Source organism: Streptomyces sp. NPDC058773, assembly GCF_042746015.1.
Classification (GTDB): Bacteria; Actinomycetota; Actinomycetes; order Streptomycetales; family Streptomycetaceae; genus Streptomyces.
The window spans coordinates 1-16247 of the sequence record NZ_JBHYPE010000038.1; the positions used below are offsets into that span (position 1 = coordinate 1).

At 74.4% G+C, this 16247-nt stretch carries 9 protein-coding genes and 1 tRNA gene; 2 read left to right on the forward strand and 8 right to left on the reverse strand.

The features are described 5' to 3' along the window. Nucleotides 1–19 precede the first annotated feature (19 nt). Together ACFW5B_RS26925 and ACFW5B_RS26930 are read right to left on the reverse strand one after the other, a co-directional pair. Complete coding sequence (locus ACFW5B_RS26925) at nucleotides 20–973, reverse strand: GNAT family N-acetyltransferase (protein ID WP_386444682.1); 954 nt, start codon at nucleotides 971–973, stop codon at nucleotides 20–22. 315 nt (nucleotides 974–1288) lie between these two features. Further along, complete coding sequence (locus ACFW5B_RS26930; protein WP_386444684.1) at nucleotides 1289–2827, reverse strand: MFS transporter; 1539 nt, start codon at nucleotides 2825–2827, stop codon at nucleotides 1289–1291. Nucleotides 2828–2937: 110 nt separating this feature from the next. On the opposite strand from ACFW5B_RS26930, the gene ACFW5B_RS26935 reads away from it, so the two are divergent. After that, a complete protein-coding gene (locus ACFW5B_RS26935) occupies nucleotides 2938–3801 on the forward strand; it encodes an alpha/beta fold hydrolase (RefSeq protein WP_386444687.1) in 864 nt (287 codons plus the stop codon). A gap of 155 nt (nucleotides 3802–3956) precedes the next feature. Next, nucleotides 3957–4028 (forward strand) — tRNA-Cys (locus ACFW5B_RS26940). A 210-nt stretch (nucleotides 4029–4238) separates the two neighbouring features. On the opposite strand, the gene ACFW5B_RS26945 is transcribed toward ACFW5B_RS26940, so the two are convergent. The 6 genes from ACFW5B_RS26945 to ACFW5B_RS26970 all read right to left on the reverse strand — a co-directional run bounded on the left by ACFW5B_RS26945 (nucleotide 4239) and on the right by ACFW5B_RS26970 (nucleotide 16143). Continuing rightward, nucleotides 4239–5774 carry an ABC transporter substrate-binding protein gene (locus ACFW5B_RS26945; protein ID WP_386444689.1) on the reverse strand — a complete coding sequence of 512 codons (1536 nt, stop codon included), beginning with the start codon at nucleotides 5772–5774 and terminating at the stop codon, nucleotides 4239–4241. Continuing rightward, nucleotides 5771–7852, reverse strand: coding sequence for an ATP-binding protein (locus tag ACFW5B_RS26950; protein ID WP_386444692.1), 2082 nt, complete (start codon nucleotides 7850–7852; stop codon nucleotides 5771–5773). The genes ACFW5B_RS26945 and ACFW5B_RS26950 overlap by 4 nt, the downstream gene beginning before the upstream one ends. Before the next feature lie 496 nt (nucleotides 7853–8348). Next, on the reverse strand, nucleotides 8349–10676 hold the full coding sequence (locus ACFW5B_RS26955) for a xanthine dehydrogenase family protein molybdopterin-binding subunit (RefSeq protein ID WP_386444694.1): 2328 nt from the start codon (nucleotides 10674–10676) through the stop codon (nucleotides 8349–8351). After that, complete coding sequence (locus tag ACFW5B_RS26960; protein WP_386444697.1) at nucleotides 10673–13123, reverse strand: 2Fe-2S iron-sulfur cluster-binding protein; 2451 nt, start codon at nucleotides 13121–13123, stop codon at nucleotides 10673–10675. The genes ACFW5B_RS26955 and ACFW5B_RS26960 overlap by 4 nt, the downstream gene beginning before the upstream one ends. A gap of 100 nt (nucleotides 13124–13223) precedes the next feature. Further along, nucleotides 13224–14120, reverse strand: coding sequence for an FAD binding domain-containing protein (locus ACFW5B_RS26965; RefSeq protein WP_386444700.1), 897 nt, complete (start codon nucleotides 14118–14120; stop codon nucleotides 13224–13226). A 337-nt stretch (nucleotides 14121–14457) separates the two neighbouring features. Then, nucleotides 14458–16143 (reverse strand): beta-N-acetylhexosaminidase, encoded by a 1686-nt coding sequence (locus ACFW5B_RS26970; RefSeq protein WP_386444703.1) that lies wholly within the window; start codon nucleotides 16141–16143, stop codon nucleotides 14458–14460. Nucleotides 16144–16247 lie beyond the last annotated feature (104 nt).

The following is a 16247-nucleotide window of genomic DNA, read 5'->3' on the forward strand; positions in this document are numbered from 1 at the left end:
GGTGTGGGACTGCTTCGCTTTACGTCCCACACCCCTGCCCCTCCGGCCCGTCCCCTCCCGTGGGGGATGGTGAGGAGGCCGGTGGGGGTTCCCCTGAGTGGTCCAGGTCGGCGTCTGCGAAGTCGTACACGGCCCAGTCGGCGATCAGCCGGTACCCGAGGCGCTGGTAGAGGGCGTTGCTCGTGGCATTGGCCGCGTTCGTGAACAGCACGACCTCCTTGGCGCCCGCGGCCAGTGCGGCGCGGGTCACCTCGACCGTCACGGCGGCCGCGTAACCGCGACCGCGCAGGTGGGCGGGCGTGTAGACGGGGTCCACCTGGATCATGTCGGCGACCATCGGGTTCACACCCGCCATGGAGACGGGCACACCGTCCGGGGCCTCCCAGAACGTATAGCGCTTCTCGGCGAAGCGTGTGCCGCCCCAGGAGCCGGCGTCGATGGACACGGCTTCCCCGACATCGGCCGCGAACTCACGGCACCAGCCCATGAGTTGCTCACGATCTCGCTCGCCGACGACCCGCCCCCGGCCCGCGGGGAACGGTTCCGGTGGGGTGAGCGTGCCGAGGCGGTACAGGCAGAGCCGCGTATCGCGCAGCTTCGGCGTCGCGCCGGCGTGCCGCTGCCAGGCCTCGGCGAAAGCAGTGGCCGTGCTCTGGTCCGCACTGACGTAGGGAAGGCGGTGGCCGAGGCCGGCCAGGTGCCCGGCGAGCGCGTCGGCCTCCTCGGGAGCGAGGGGAGTGAGCCCCAGACCGAGACACGGAAGGCGGTGAAAGGTGGCCTGAACCCTGCCCTCCCGCGCCAGCCAACCGAAGAGCGGAGCCTGGGCACCGTATGCCTCCGCCCCACGCCTTCGCAGCCTCGCCACCCCCGTCAACGGCATGACGTGCAGGGCGGGACGCGAACGCAAGAATCCCCCGGCTCCGGCAAGAAAGTCATCGACGTCTTCGGTGAGAAGCCAGCCATCCGCACACATGAATTCATGATCCCCGCCGAACTCACCCGCAGAGAAGGCGAATACCAGGCACCAAAACACCTGCGCACGACGGCCGCGCCCACCCACCTGGACAACTCCCCCTACGGGTCCGGACACCCTGCCCCGGAGGTCCGTCACCGCACCCACAAACCACCCGCCCGCCGCAGGCGCAACGACGAGTCAGGCGAAAACACAGGGAGCCACAACGCCGCGCAGCGGAGCCCCGCCCGCCGCAGGCGACACGGCGAGGGCACCGCGAAGCGGGCCACAGACGGCGAGCAACCACCACGGCGGGAAAGCCGAAAACGTGGGCAGCTACCTAAGACGCCCCGCCGCCCCCGCTGCCGAGAGCGCGACAAGAGCCATCGTCGCGAAAACGGCGACAAACGCCGCGGGATGACTGGCCGCGCCCGACGCGGCGGGAACCGCGGAGGCGTGGGCCGCGATCGAGCCACCGCCGAACGCGACGAACAGCACACCACCGAGGCCCACAAACGTCACATTGCCGAGCGCATCGGACATCTGCAGGGACGCGGAGTTGCTGCCGGCCTCCTCGGGCCGGGACAGCTTCAGCAGCAGGACGCCGCAGCTGGAGATGTTCAGGCCCATGCCGAAGCCGACGAACGTCCAGGCCACCGCGACGATCCCGGCCGGGACGCCGTCGAGCAGGGCCAGCGGGACCAGTGCGATGGCCGCCGCCACGAGCACCAGGCCGAGGGCCATCAGCCGCTCGCGGTACGGCTCCAGGCGCGGGCGGCTCTGTACGTACGAACCGAACGCCCAGGTCAGGCCGCCGCCGGTGAGGGAGAGGCCGGCGAGGGTGGCGGAGAGTCCGCGCTGGGTGACCAGCATCAGCGGGATGAAGCTCTCGGCCGCGACCATCGAGCCGGCGGCGAGTCCGCGCAGCAGCACCACGGACGGCAGACCGCGCGCGGCGCGGAACGTACCGCGGGGCAGCAGCCGCACGAGGGCGGGCGCGAGGAGGGCCAGGCCGACGGCGGCGGGCAACAGCGCGGGCCAGGACGGGTGCTGGCCCGCGTACTGGAGCAGGCAGGCGCCGAGCGCGACGGCCAGCGCGAGCAGACAGCGGCGGCTGCCCAGCACCTGCCGCAGGCCGCCCCGGGGACCCGGCCCCTCCTGGGGCAGGGTGCGCAGCGCGGGCAGCATCACCAGGAGCGGCAGCAGTATCAGGACGGGGATGGCGAGGAAGACCCACCGCCAGCCGAGGTGTTCGGTGACGGTTCCGGCGACCAGCGGGCCGACGATCACCGGGAGGACCCAGGCCGCCGAGAACGACGCCATGACCGACGCGCGCAGCCGCTCGGGGTAGGCGCGCCCGACGACCACGTAGAGCGCGACGATCACCAGGCCGCCGCCGATGCCCTGCACACCGCGGCCCGCGATGAACATCCCCATGCTCCGGGCGGCGCCCGCGACCACCAGCCCGGCACCGAACGCCGCGATCCCGGTGAACAGCGGCCCGAGCGGCCCGCGCCGGTCGCTCCACTCCCCCGCGAGCGCCATCGCGAACAGACTCGCCGTGAAGAACGCGGAGAAGCCGAAGGCGTACAGCCCGATGCCGTCCAGGGCGCGGGCGGCGGCCGGCATCGCGGTGTTCACGGCGCTCGCCTCGAAGGCGATGAGGGAGACGACGGAGATGATGCCGAGGGTGAGCGCACGGTGGGACCGGCCGAGGATGCCGCCGTCCCGGCCGCCGCCATCGGCGAACCCGGCGGACCCGGTGGCGTCACCGGGGGTGGCGGTGGTCCCCGTACCGGCCACACTGGCTACACCGGCCGCATCTGCCGGGTCGTCGGTGCCGATGCCGGGATCATGGGGGCGGTCAGCGGTCATCGGGCCAGGGTAAGGGCCGTACCGCGGCGGTGCCCCTGGCGGAGGGCTGGATCCGGACGGCCGTGGTCCGGCGCCGTCATCTGCCGCCGCACGTCGGGCAAGCTGTGCGTATGCCGCACTTCCGTACGTACGACGATGCCGAGCTCCACTACCGCGTGCTCGGGCCGGCCGACTCCCCGCTGCCGCCGCTGGTGTGCCTGGCCGGCGGCCCCGGGCGGGACGCCGCGTACCTGGGCGACCTCGGCGGACTGGCCGCGGACCGGCAGCTGATCCTGCCCGACAGCCGCGGCACCGGCGGCTCGCCGGCCGCCGCCGACCCGTCCCGCTACGCCTTCCCGCAGCTCGCCGAGGACCTGGAGGCGCTGCGCGGGCATCTGGGCCTGGAGCGATTCGCACTGCTCGCGCACGACGCGGGCGCCGCGGTCGCGCAGGCGTACGCGGCCGGGTACCCGCAGCGGCTGACCCGGCTGGTGCTGGTCTGCCCCGGCTCCCGGCTGCAGGGCGAACTCCCCGACGACGCACAGGAGATCTTCGAGTCCCGCCGCCACGAGGAGTGGTGGCCGGCGGCCTCGGCGGCGCTGCGGCGGCTGACCGAGGCGACCGACCTGAGCGAGGTGCGGGAGCTGCTGTTCACCGCGGCGCCGCTCGCCTACGGGCGGTGGGACGAGCCGCAGCGGGCCCATGCGGCCACGGAGGGCGCGCAGTTGGGCCCGGTACCGCGGGCCGGCTTCTGGCAGGGCGTGGACGACCAGCTGCGGCTGGCGCTGCTGGCCGGCCTGCGCGAGGCGGCCTGCCAGGTCCTGGTGGTGACCGGCGACCGCGACGGGGTGACCGGAATGCGTGCGGGCGAGCTGGTGGCCACCTCTTTCCCGCATGCCCGGGTCCACCCGCTCCCCGGCGTCGGCCACTACCCGTGGGTGGACGCACCGGAGGTGTTCGCCGGGCTGGTGGAGGATTTCCTGCACGGGGTGTGAGGCCCCGCCACGTCCGCTGCCACGCGCTCTGCATGAACCCCGTATTGCCCCGCGTTTCCCGGTGTTTCCCCGCATTGCGGCCCCATGGCAGCCCGCCGCACACCCTTGCCGGGCACCCCGCCCCGCGGCCTAAAGTCGGGACAGCACCACCCCCCGGCCGTGTGCCCGAGTGGCTCAGGGGCTCGCCTGCAAAGCGAGTTACGCGGGTTCGAATCCCGCCACGGCCTCCCTGCACCGCATGGTCCCGTCCCCCCACACGAGGACCGCGCGCGTTGTCCGGAGGCGGCCCCCACCCTGTGGGGACCGCCTCCGGACATGCCGGCACCGACGGCCCCCGCTCGGCACGGCGGTCGGCTCGTTCCCCGTTCCAGGTGGCCTGCCCTGCCCCCTCCCGCTTCCACGCCTTCCGGCGTCCGCGCCGCCTGAGCCGCCACACGTCACCCCTGCCGGCCGGCGGACAGGGCGGCCACGAAGCGGTATATGTCCCCTGCTTCGCCGGTGTCCGTCGGGCGCCGCAGTTCCACCAGTGCCAGCGGGCGCTCCACCGGCTCGCCGGTGTCCGGGTCGAAGGCTATGTGGCCGCTGATGCCACGGACCCGGGATCTGCCGTTGGTCTGCTCCAGCATGGCCAGGACCATGCGGGCGGTGACCTGGCGGGTGCCGTAGACGCCGACGGCGTTCCGGGCCGCCTTGCCGACGGTGTACGTGGCGTCATGGCCGAGCATCGCCTGGCCGCTGGCGAGGTCGGTGGTGGGTCCGCCGACCTCTTCGCGGTAGGCCCGCTCGAAGGCGGCGAACGGGCCTTTCCCGTCGCCGCCGTAGACCTCCCTGGATATCGCGGGGTGGGTGAAGGCGGTGTAGTAGACGGTCAGTTGGCTGTCCTTCCAGCGCTCGGCGAGGGTGGCGAGCTCGGCGCGGTGCCGGTCGCCTCCGGTGTCGAAGTAGACGCCCAGCGCACTGGAGCCGGAGAGCACCGTCGTGCGGCAGTGCCGGCCGCCCTCGCCGGCCGCCTCGATGAAGCGTCGCAGTTCCCGTCCCCGGCCCGCGAAATACACCAGGTCCGGCGGCTTCGGGTCGCCGCAGACCTTGTCGGCGACCAGGGACAGCGCATTGCCGGCCGTCGCCTGCTCGTCCTCCCCGGAGCGGAACGGGATGACCTCGTCGTCCACGTCGAGGCCCGCGCGCCTCGCCGCCGTCGAGAAGTCCTCGTAGAGCGAGGTGTTGTAGTCGTCCTTCTCGTTGCCGTCCCGGATCACCTGGACGCGGTAGCCGGGGTGCTTGCGCTGCTGCTCCTTGAGGTAGCCGGCCGCGGCCGCGGTCTGGTCGCGGTTGGGGAAGGAGACCCGGTAGAACCCGGCCACCGGGGAACTCAGCCCGTCCGCCGCCACGGTCGCACCGACCATCGGCAGCCCGGCCGCACGCAGCCGCTTCACGGCGCGCATCGTCCGGTCGTTGCTCTGGCCGAAGCCCGCCACCGCGACCAGGTGTTCCTTGTCCTTCATCGCGATGAGCTGGTCGACGACCTGGCGCCAATGGCGGTCGCCGCGGCCGGTGTTGGCGAGCAGCAGCCGGATCTTGGGGAGGGTCGAGCGCTCGGCGTTCAGCGCGCGCTGGGCGAGGTAGGCGCCGCTGACGGCCTGCCGGGTGGCCTCCGGCCCGCGGTCCGCGGAACCGCCCGCCATGGCCTCGAGATAGGCGATGGCGACCGACCGCTCCCCGGACTTGGCGACCTCGGCGTTCTCGTCACGGATCTTCGCGCTCAGCGCCTTCATGTTCCCGAAGGCGTACGAGCCGTCCGTGACGCCGACGCACTCGCCGTCGGCCACCTCGCGGACGCCCTCCCCGCACCGTCCGTTCGTCTCGACGATCTGCACCACGGCGGCGACCACGACCGCCGCCGCCACCAGCACCGAGAGGAGCCACAACCCCCAGCGCCGCGGGGGCCGGGGCGGTTCGAAGACACGGGTGCTCACAGCCACGGCTCCTTTCCGTACTGCTTCGCCTTCCGCAGCAGCGCCGAGGTCCAGGGCACGCTGTCGGCATGCACCGCGAGGGTGTGGAAGCGGGCCTGGATCTCGCCGTACAGCTCGGCCCCGGGGTCACCGAGCGGATCGCGATACGGATCGCCGACCCGGTCCGTACGGGGGTCGTCCGGCGGCTCGGGGCCGATCCAGACCGCCGCGAGCAGCCGGGTGATGGTCCGCAGCCGCTGTTCCACGGCGCCCTCGCCGAGGTGCTCCACCAGCCGCTCGTAGCGCTCCCACAGTGGCTGGTCGAGGGCCGGGCCGGACTCGGTGAGCGGGGCGCGCCGGAGCCGGCACAGCTCCGCGCACCACTCCTCCGGGGCGACCCGGTCGAACGCGGCGTCCAGATAGGCGGCCGCCGCGGCGAGATCGCCGCCCGCCAGCGCGTGATAGGCGGCGGTGGCCTCCTCCCCCGCGGCGAACGCCCGGTCCCGCAGCACGGCATGCACCGCCCGCCGCCCCCGGGCACCGGCCGTCCCCTCGATCTCCCCGGCCGCTCCGCCTGCCCCGTCGGGCTCGGGGACCGCGGCGAGCCGGCGCAGCAACAGCAGACGCAGCAACGGGTGGGGGGTCTCCGCCCGGCCGTCGGACTCCTCGTCGCCGCTGTCGAGATGCATGGTGCGCAGCACGTCCGTACAGAAGTCGTTGAACTCCTCCTGGACACGGGCGCTCGACTCGTCCCACAGCACCCGGCCCGCCTGCGCCTGGGCCAGGTCGACGGCGGCCGCACCACGGGCCAGCGCCTGCATCAGCTCGCCACTGGCGTCGAGGGGCAACAGCCGCTCCAGCAGGGCGTCCACAAGCTCCCCGGAGGGCCGCAGGACCTGCCGCAGCCGCGCGTCCCACCCCTCGTCCGCCGGACGCTCCAGCAGAGCCGCCAGCAGTTGTGCGGTGCCCGCCGGGTGACCACGGGTGAGCTCATGCACCACCCAGCCCAGCCACTGCACACCGTTGTCGGCCGCCGGCACCGGCACCCGGCGGCCGGCCGACCGCAGCGCCTCCTTGGCCTGTTGCTCGACCTCGTGCCGGACCAGATCGCGTAACCGGCCCACCACCAGCCCCTTCACCACCTGCTCCGGAACGAACCTCTCCTCCTGCGCGGGCCACCGGCCGGGCAGCACACCGGGCCGCCGCGGCCCGCCGAACGCAAAGCCCTCCAGCGCCGCCGGATAGCTCCCCGCGGTGGTGAGCACCAGCAGCGGATCGGCCGCCCCGGCCTTGCGCCGGGCATCCAGCAGCGCCTTGAGGAAGTCGTTGCCCAGCGGACTGTCGACGTTGTCCAGCAGCACCAGACACTGCGTCGTACGCCGCTTGTCGCCGCCACGCGAGCCGTACGCCCGCCGCAGATCGTCCAGGAAGGCGTCGAAGAGCACCGCCTCGGCCCGCTGCCGCTCGGCCGCCTCGCGGTCGCCGTAGCGCTGGTTGAGATCGACCAGAAAGCCGTCGACGGAACCGCCGCCACGGCTGCGGCGCTGGATACGCGCCAGCTGCCAGCGCACCCGCAGGCGCACCCAGTGGCGCCGCCACTCCGGCAGCAGCGGCAGCGCGGCAGTCACCGCGGTCGGGGCGCCGAGGACCGTCGCGGCGTAGGTGGCGAGCTGATTGATCACCTCCGAGCGGCTGCCCGGCGGTCCGACCAGCGCCTCTTCCATCTGCCGTACGGCGGCGTCCCGGTCGGCCGCGTCCATCCGCGCCGCGACCGCGATCGTCAGCAGCCCGAACGCCGGGAAGCGCAGCCGGGCGAAGTCCCGCTTCTTCTCGTTGAGCTGGAAGACCAACGCGGCCAGCACATCGATCGGTTTACGGCCCTCCTGGCCCAGCGCCGCCAGATCGAGACGGGCCACCGGCGCCCGCCGGGCCCAGTCCGCCAGATGGCGCAGCACCGTCGTCTTACCGCTGCCACGCGGCCCCAGCAGCAATGTGGCCGGTAACTCGGCCCGACTGCCCGGCCTGCGCACCAGCAACTCCTGGACGTACCGCTCCACGGCCCGGTCCCGCCCGGACTCCCCCGCCCATTCCTGCGGCATCCCGCTCCCCCTCGACCTCGCGAACCCCTGCGATCCCCGCGATCCCCACAGCAGGCCGGCTCTCACTCCGGCCGCCCCAGGATCCTCCAATTCCCACCCCCCGCAAGCACTTTGACCCCACCGGGTCGCTTTCCTCCCCTCGCGCGATGCCATCCCACCCACCGGAAATCACTCTAAGTGACCCCACTGACAATCGCCGTGACGCAGCGTGAAAGTCCAGGTCACCGCCCCACCACAGGAAGAACACGCACGAGGCGCACCCCCAGCGCCCCCGACCCGGCCCGGCCCGGCCCGCAGCCACTCTCACACGCACATCGGCCCGGCCCGCAGCCACTCCCACACGCACATCGGCTCAGCCCCCGCCCGCGCGCGCCACCTGAAACCGACCCACATACACCCGCCCACCCCCCGAAGGGGGGTGGGCGGCGGGGAAAAAACCAAACAGCGGAACAGCAGGCAGACCGCAGGGCAACCAACCAGCAGGCACACGGCCTGCCTACTGCTGCACCACCTGCGCCACCGCCGCCTGCGGGCGGATCGGGAGGCGGCCGATGGGGCGGCCGGTGGCGGCGCGGACCGCGGAGGCGACGGCGGCCGGTGAAGTGACGACCGGGACCGCGCTGGCGGGCTTGGCGCCGAAGGGGGCGACCACGTCGCGCTCCTCGACCAGCTTGACGATGCGGATCTCCGGCGCGTCCAGGGCGGTCGGCAGCGCGTAGCCGGTCAGATCGGGGTGGCGGACCTGGCCGCGGGTGGTGCGCAGGTTCTCCATCAGGGCGGCGCCCATGCCCTGGGTGACGCCGGCCTCGATACGGGCCCGCAGCTGGCGGGGGTTGAGCACCCGGCCCACGTCCTGGGCGACGGTCATCTCCACCACCCGGATGGTGCCGAGTTCGATGTCGACGTCGGCGACACAGCGGATCGCGCAGAAGGCGAGGCCGACGAACGCGTCGCCCTGGCCGCTCTCGTCCAGCGGCTCGGTCGGATGCGGCCGGCACTGGGCGGTGGCCCACAGCTCCTTGCCGTCCAGCGCCTCGGCGACGGTGGTGCTGAGCACCCCGTCGTACGAGGTGATCTTGCCGTCGTTGATCTGGAGGAGTTCGGTGGACATGCCGAACTTGTGGGCCAGCGGCTGGAGAAGCTGGGTCCGGACCATCTTGGCGGCGCGTTCTACGGCGCCGCCGGAGACCCAGGTGTGCCGCCCGTGGCAGGCCGCGCCGGCCGGCGGCTGGTCGGTGTCCACGCCCGCGACGTGCACCTCCTCGACGCCCAGGGTCTCCTGAACGATCTGCCGCGCCAGGGTGGAGAAGCCCGAACCGGTCTCGACGGCGGCGCAGATGACGGTGGCGACCGAGCCGCTGACCTTGACGGTCGCGGTGGAGACCTCGTCGGTCCCCTCCGCGCCGAGCATGTGCACCATGCCCAGCCCGTAGCCGACACCGCGGCGCACCGCGCCCGGCTCGCCGGCCCCCTCGGGACCGCCCGGCAGCAGCCATTCCGTTTCGGGTGCGTCCTTGGGCAGCTCCGGAAGCGGCGCCTCCTTGACGGCGTGCAGCAGTTCGGCGACCGGGGCGGGGCAGGTCACGGTCTGCCCCGTGGGGAGCAGATCGCCGGTGGCCATGACGTTGCGCAGCCGGATCTCGTCGGGCTCCAGGCCCAGCCGGGCCGCCAGCTTGTCCATCTGGCCCTCGTAGGCGGCGCAGACCTGCATCGCGCCCTCGCCGCGCACATGGCCGGACGGCGGGTTGTTGGTGCGGACCGCCCAGCCGTCGACGACGGCGTGCGGGACGACGTACGGGCCGCAGGAGAACGAGACGGCGGCGGCCAGCGCATCGGCCGAGGTGTCGGCGTAGGCCCCGGCGTCCATCAGGATCTGCGCCTCCACCTTGACCAACTTGCCGTCGGCGTCCGCGTGATGGCGGTAGCGCAGCAGCGTGGGGTGGCGGTGGGCGTGCGAGAGGAAGGACTCCTCGCGGGTGGCGGCGAGCTTGACGGGGCAGCCCGTACGCAGCGCCAGCAGGCCCAGCGGGAGCTGGATGCCGGGGTCCTCGCGGTCGGCGGTGGCGCCGGGGATGCCGGTCACCACGACCTTGACCTGCTCCGGCGCCAGCCCGAAGGAGGCGGCGGCCAGATCGCGGTCGGTGTGCGGGTCCGTTGAGGCGGTGTAGATCTCCACGCCGCCATCGGGGCGCGGCACCGCGAGCCCGGCCTCGGCCCCGATGGGCGCCGGGTCCTGCCGGCCGATCCGGTAGAGCCCCTCGACCATCACCTCACCGACGGCCTCGGCGTCGCCGAAGCGGAGCGGGATGTGCCGGATGAGGTTGCCGTCCGGGTGCAGCGGTTCGGCCTCGAAGGCCAGTTGGGGGTCGGTGACCGCGTCGAGGACCTCGTATTCCACGGCGATGGCGGCCGCGGCCAGCCGGGCCGTGTCGGGGTGCTCGGCGGCCACCGCGGCGATCGGCTCACCGTGGTGGCGGACCTCGTCCTTGGCGAACACCGGGCGGTCGGCGGTGCCCCGGCCGTGCCCCGCGTCACCGGGCACGTCCGCGTGCGTGACGACGACACGGACGCCCGGCATCTCCGCCGCGGGGGTGGTGTCGATGGACAGGATGCGCGCGCGGGGGTGCGGCGAACGCAGCACCGCGGCCCACAACAGCCCCTCGGCCCACAGGTCGGCGGCGTACGGGAAGGTGCCCTCCGTCTTCGCCGGTGCGTCGGCGGGCGGCAGCGAGACGCCCAGGCCGTGCGGCGGCTCGGCGGGGATCGGGACGCCCGCCGCGGGGGTCGCGGTGGCGGCGCCTGCGCCCTCGGACGTGCCGGTCATGCGGAGCCTCCCGGGTGCCGGTCCTGGTCGTGCGGGGCGTGGCCCGTTTCGTCGGCGGGGCCCGCCTGGTGGGGAATACGGGCGGTGTCCGAAGACGCCGTCCCGTCGGGTTCGTCCGCGGGCCCGTAGGCCGCCTCGGCGGCGTCCGCGCGGGCCTTGACGACCTGGTCGACGGCGTCCAGCACGCCCCGGTAGCCGGAGCAGCGGCACAGGTTGCCGCACAGCGCCTTGCGGGTCTCCAGCTCGCTGGGGGCGTGGTTGCCCTCCAGGAGGTCATGGACGGTCATCGCCATTCCCGGTACGCAGAAGCCGCACTGCACCGCGCCGGACGCGGCGAGCGCGCGCTGTACGTCGGAGGGCACACCGTTCTCCGCGAGCCCCTCGACGGTACGGACCTCACTGCCCGCGGTGGTGGCCGCGGGCACCAGGCAGGACGCCACCAGCCGGCCGTCCACCTGGACCGAGCAGGCCCCGCACTCACCCTGCGAGCAGCCGTCCTTGGCGCCGGCCAGGCCGAGCCGTTCGCGCAGCACGTAAAGAAGCGACTCCCCGATCCAGGCGTCGGTGACCGGCCGGTCGATGCCGTTGACGCGCAGGACGTAGGAGGAGGCGGGGTGTTCGTCGTGGTCGCCGGCGCCGGGGTCGGCCCCGAGGTCGGACGAACGCGCGGCGGCGGCGAGCCCGTCAACGAGGTTGCTGTGGTCGGCGGGGTCGGCGTGACCGGTGTGGCCCTCGGCGCCTGCCGTGGAGCCGATGCCGGAACCGGTGCCGGTGTCGGTGCCGGTGTCGGTGCCGGTGTCGGTGCCTGCCGCGGCGCCCGTCTCGAAGTCCGCTTCGGCGCCCGCGAGTTCCCCGGTGGCGGCCGGGTCCCCGGCGGGGGCGTGCCCCGCGTCGCCGGGTGCGCCGGCGCCGTCGGCGGCGGTGTCGTGCGGCTCGGGGACCTCGTGCCCGGCCGGGGCGGTGGCCTCAGCCGGCTCGCCGGAACCGGCGTGCACGGAACCGGCGTGCACGGACTCGCCGGGCGCGGTGTGCGGGCCGGGCTCCGCCGTCTCCGTCCCGGGCGCGTCCACCGGCCCGTCGGCCTCCGGGGCGGCAGGTGCGGCGTGCTCGGCAGGTGCGGCGGGCGCGACGGGCTCGGCGGGCGCGGCCGACGCCGGGTGCCCGGCCACGTCGCCGAGCGCGAACTCGCCCGAGTGCTCGGGCCGTTCCCCCTCGGCCACCGGAACGGTCCAGCCGCCCGCGTCCGCCGCCCCGTCGGGCCGGCCGTCCGTCTCGGGCCGGTGCTCCGCATGGCGCTCCGGGTGGTGCTCCTGGTGATGCTCCGTCCGGTGCTCCGCGTGGTGCTCCGGCTGACGCGCCGCGTGGTGTTCCGGCTGGTGCGGTGCCGCGTCGTGCGGCGGCTGCGCCGGCTCAGCGGGCGGAGGCCACTGGGCGAGCGCGTCGGCGGGCAGCGACCAGTGGCCGGTCGCGTCGCCGGCCGCGGCGTGGTGGCCACCCGCGCCCGTGGCGTACGGGTCGCCGGCCGACGGGCCGCCGTCTCCGGGCAGTTCGCCGCCCGGCTCGGTGCCGTGGCCGGGCAGACCGCCCTCGTGCGCGTACGGGGCGCCTGCGGGGCCGCCGAAGCGGTCGTGGCCCGGTCCGCCGTGCGTGGGCTGCTGCGGCTGCGCGGAGTGCGTCTCCGGGGCGCTGGCGGCGTTCATCCCGGCGGTGAAGTTCCAGTGGCCGGTCTGGGCCGCCTCCCCGGTGTCCGCGGCGTTCCCGGCGTCGCCGTACGCGCCGGAGCCCGGGTATCCGCCGTGATGGTCGGCACCGTGCCCGGTAAGGCCCGGATGGCCCGGATGCCCCGGATGGCCGGGCAGGCCCGGATGGGTGCCCGAAAGTCCCGTATGACCCGTCAGACCGTCCTCGCCGACCAGGTACTCGCCGGATTCCTCCAGGCCGTCGTCCGCCGCCGCGGGGACCGACCAGGCTCCGGCGCCCGCCTCCGGGCTGCCCGCCACGGGCCAGGCCACCGAGGCGCCGCCCCATGGCTGGGCCGACTCGGGCGCACCGCCCTGGTAGGCCACGGACGGGTCGTGGTGGGCGGCGTGCTCGGTCCGCGCCGGGTATCCGGCGGTCGGGTCCGCGTAACCGGCCGACGGGTCCGCGAAGGGCATCGTCCACTGGCCGGTGGACGACGGGTCGCCGCCCTGGTCCGTGGCCGGCTGCCCGGCCGGGTGCGAACTGAAGGAGGACGGCGGGGTGTAACCGTGGCCGGGTGCGGCGAGCGGCTCGGGGCCCGGGGTGTTGTACCGGGGCGACCCACCACCGTAGACCCCGGTGGTGAAGCCCTCCGGGAGCTGGACGAAGGCCGTCGCCTCCGACTCGTACTCGCCTCCCTGCGGCAGCGGCTGCCAGCCGTGCTCGGGGTGCGGCTGGTACGGATGGCGGTTGTCTGCGTCGCTCATGCCGAGCCCTCGCTTCGCTCGGCCCCGCTCGTGCGAGGCGCGCACCGTTCGATGATGGTCCCCCGGCCGGAAGCCGGGCGGACGCGCACGCTGCGCTCGCTCATGAGAGCGCCCTCCCCAGTGCGCGGCGGGCCAGGGCTGCCACCGTACGGCGCAGATGCAGGGCGGCCGGCGGCAGGGCGGCCGGTTCCGAACCGTCCTCCGGCGGCTCCGGGTCCGGGATGCAGGCGGCCGCGACGTAGTCGCCGAAGGCCGTCAGCGCCTCGGGCACCAGGCCGCGTTCGCCGTCCCAGTCGATGAGCGAGGCCACCCACTGCTCCGCCTCCAGAGGGCGCAGCGGCATGGCGGCGACCGCGCCCACGGCGCAGCGCACCCCGCGCCGGGCCGGGTCCAGGACCAGCGCCACCGAGGCGGTGGCGCGGCCGGGGCCGGTGCGGCCGGTCGCCTTGAGGAAGGCCTGCGGGGCGTGCAGCAGCGGCACCCGTACGAAGCCGACGAGTTCGCCGGGGCTCAGCATCTCCCGGCCGGCCAGCAGATGGCTGACCGGGATCTCACGGCGGCCGCCCCCGGGACCGGCGATGATCACCGTGGCCTCCAGGGCGGCGAGCACCGGGAGGGTGTCGCCCGTGGGTGCGGAGGTCACGATGTTGCCGCCGAGGGTGCCGGCGTTGCGGACCTGCGGCGGACCGGCCGCGCGCGCGGCGGCGGCCAGTCCGGGGATCAGGGCGGCGAAGTCGGGACGCCCCATACGGGCGAGGGTGAGTCCGGCGCCGAGCAGCGCATGGCCGTCCAGGTACTGCCAGCCGCGGATCTCGCTGATCCTGCCGAGGCCCACCAGTGCCGCGGGTCTGAGGAGTCCGGCGTTGACCGCCGCCATGAGATCGGTGCCGCCCGCGACGGGCACGGCGGCGGGCATGGCCGTCAGCGCCGCCACCGCCTCGTCGAGCGAGGCCGGCAACGTCACCGTGTGCGACGCGTGCGGTGCGTGCGTGGTCAAGCCAGCTGCCCCTTCCCCGGTGTCCCGGCAGTTCCGCTCCGCCGTACGGTACGTGCTCACAGCCCGGACGTGGCAACTCTGGCACATCTTCCCGGGCCCCCGGCGCGAGGGTCCACGAAGCGGCGATCCGTCCCCGAACAGGCTGCTGGTCCGGTTTCGTCCGCCGGCGGCGGTGCGGAACCGCGGTGCGGCGCGGCGGCGGAGGCGTTCCGGCGGGGTCTCCGGCGGGGCGCACACCGTGTTCGCGGCGGCGGGCGGTACGACGGTGCGGGGCAACCGCCGTACCTCACCACGGTCCCAGGGTCCGGGCGTACGGGCGCCTTCCTTGCACCCGGGCTCACACGTTTGGGGGCGCCCCGTCGATCGGGCGTCCGAGCACCCCGGGGCGTTTCTGCCAGGGGAGCGGGCCGCCGGGCGGGCGGTAGCCGACGCCGAGGGCGTCGAGCCGGGTGTAGTGGACCGCCATCCGCCGGGTGAAGTCCCGGTAGTCGCGCCCCTCCGGGGCGGGCAGCCGCGACCAGGCGACCTCGGCGAACGCCGCCAGCCGCGGAAAGACCTGGTAGTCGAGGCGCTGCTGACTGTCCATGACCTCGGTCCAGACGTTGGCCTGGGTGCCCAGCACGTGCGCGGTCTGGTCCGCCGTGAGCTCCGGTGGTACCGGCTCGAAGCGGTAGACGTCCTCCAGGGTCCGCACGAAGCCGATCGGCACCGGTTCGTCCGGGGAGGCGTGCTGACGGTGGTCCAGGTACACCTGCTGTTCGGGGCACATGACGACGTCATGGCCGGATTTCGCGGCTGCGATACCGCCCGCGTAGCCGCGCCAGGAGGAGACGGCGAACGGGGCCGCGGCGGCCGGGGCCGGAGGGGAGCCCCCGGCCGGGCCGCCGTCCAGGATCTCGTCCCAGCCGATCAGCCGCCGGCCGCGCCCGGTCAGCCAGCGGTCGAAGTGCCGGATGAACCAGCTCTGCAGCTCCTCCTCGCCGGCCAGCCCCAGTTCGGCGATCCGCGCCTGGGCGGTGGCGGACGCCCGCCACTGGTCCTTGGGGCACTCGTCGCCGCCGATGTGCACGAACGGCGAGGGGAAGAGGCCGAGAACCTCGTCGAGGACGTGCTCGTAGAACCGCAGGGTGGTGTCGGTGGGCGCCAGTACGTTGGGGTTGACGCCCCAGGTGTCCCAGACCTTCAGGGAGGTGGTGTCGATGACGTCGGCGTTGCCGAGTTCGGGGTACGCGGCGATGGCGGCCTGCGAGTGTCCGGGGATGTCGATCTCGGGGACGACGGTGACGTGCCGCCGGGCGGCGTAGGCGACGATCTCGCGGATGTCGTCCTGGGTGTAGTAGCCGCCGTGCGGGCGCTCGTCCCACAACGGTGAGGCCCGGTGGCCGAGTTTGGTGCGCTCCCGCCAGGCGCCGATTTCGGTCAGTTTCGGGTAGCGCCTGATCTCGATCCGCCAGCCCTGGTCGTCAGTGAGGTGCAGGTGCAGGACGTTGAGCTTGTGGGCGGCGAGCAGGTCGATCCAGCGGAGCACGCCGTCCTTGGGCAGGAAGTGCCGGGCGACATCGAGCAGCATGCCGCGCCAGCCGAAGCGCGGGCCGTCCTCGATGGTCCTCGGCGCCAGGACGGCCGCGCGCCCCGGCGCGAGCGGCGCCCGGCGGAAGGCCTGCGGGCCGAGGAGCTGCCGCAGCGTCTGCGCGCCCCAGAAGGCGCCGGCCGGGCCGCCGCCGGTGATCCGTACGCCCCGGCCGATATCGGCCTCCAGCCGGTAGCCCTCCGGGGGCAGCGCCGGGTCCAGGGCGAGGGCGAGGGTGTCCGCCGCCTGGTCCGAGCCGGGCGCCAGCGGCAGGCCGAAGGCCGCGCCGAGGGTCTCCCGCAGCCAGCGCGCGGTGTCCTCGGTGCCGGGCGCGGCCGCCAACGCGGTGTCCTCGCCCAGGCGGACGAGGCCGCGGCCGGGCCCGTCGATGCTCAGCGGCGCCGGAATCAGGCCACCGCCCGGCGCCGTGGTGGTGAGGTCCGTGTCCGGCATACCGTCCGCCCTTCACCGAGCCGCATGCCCGGCCGGACCGGGAGCGCTCCGGCCGGTGCGTACGCAGCGGAAGCGACCGGCGGGGGCCGGCCGTCACGGGCGAT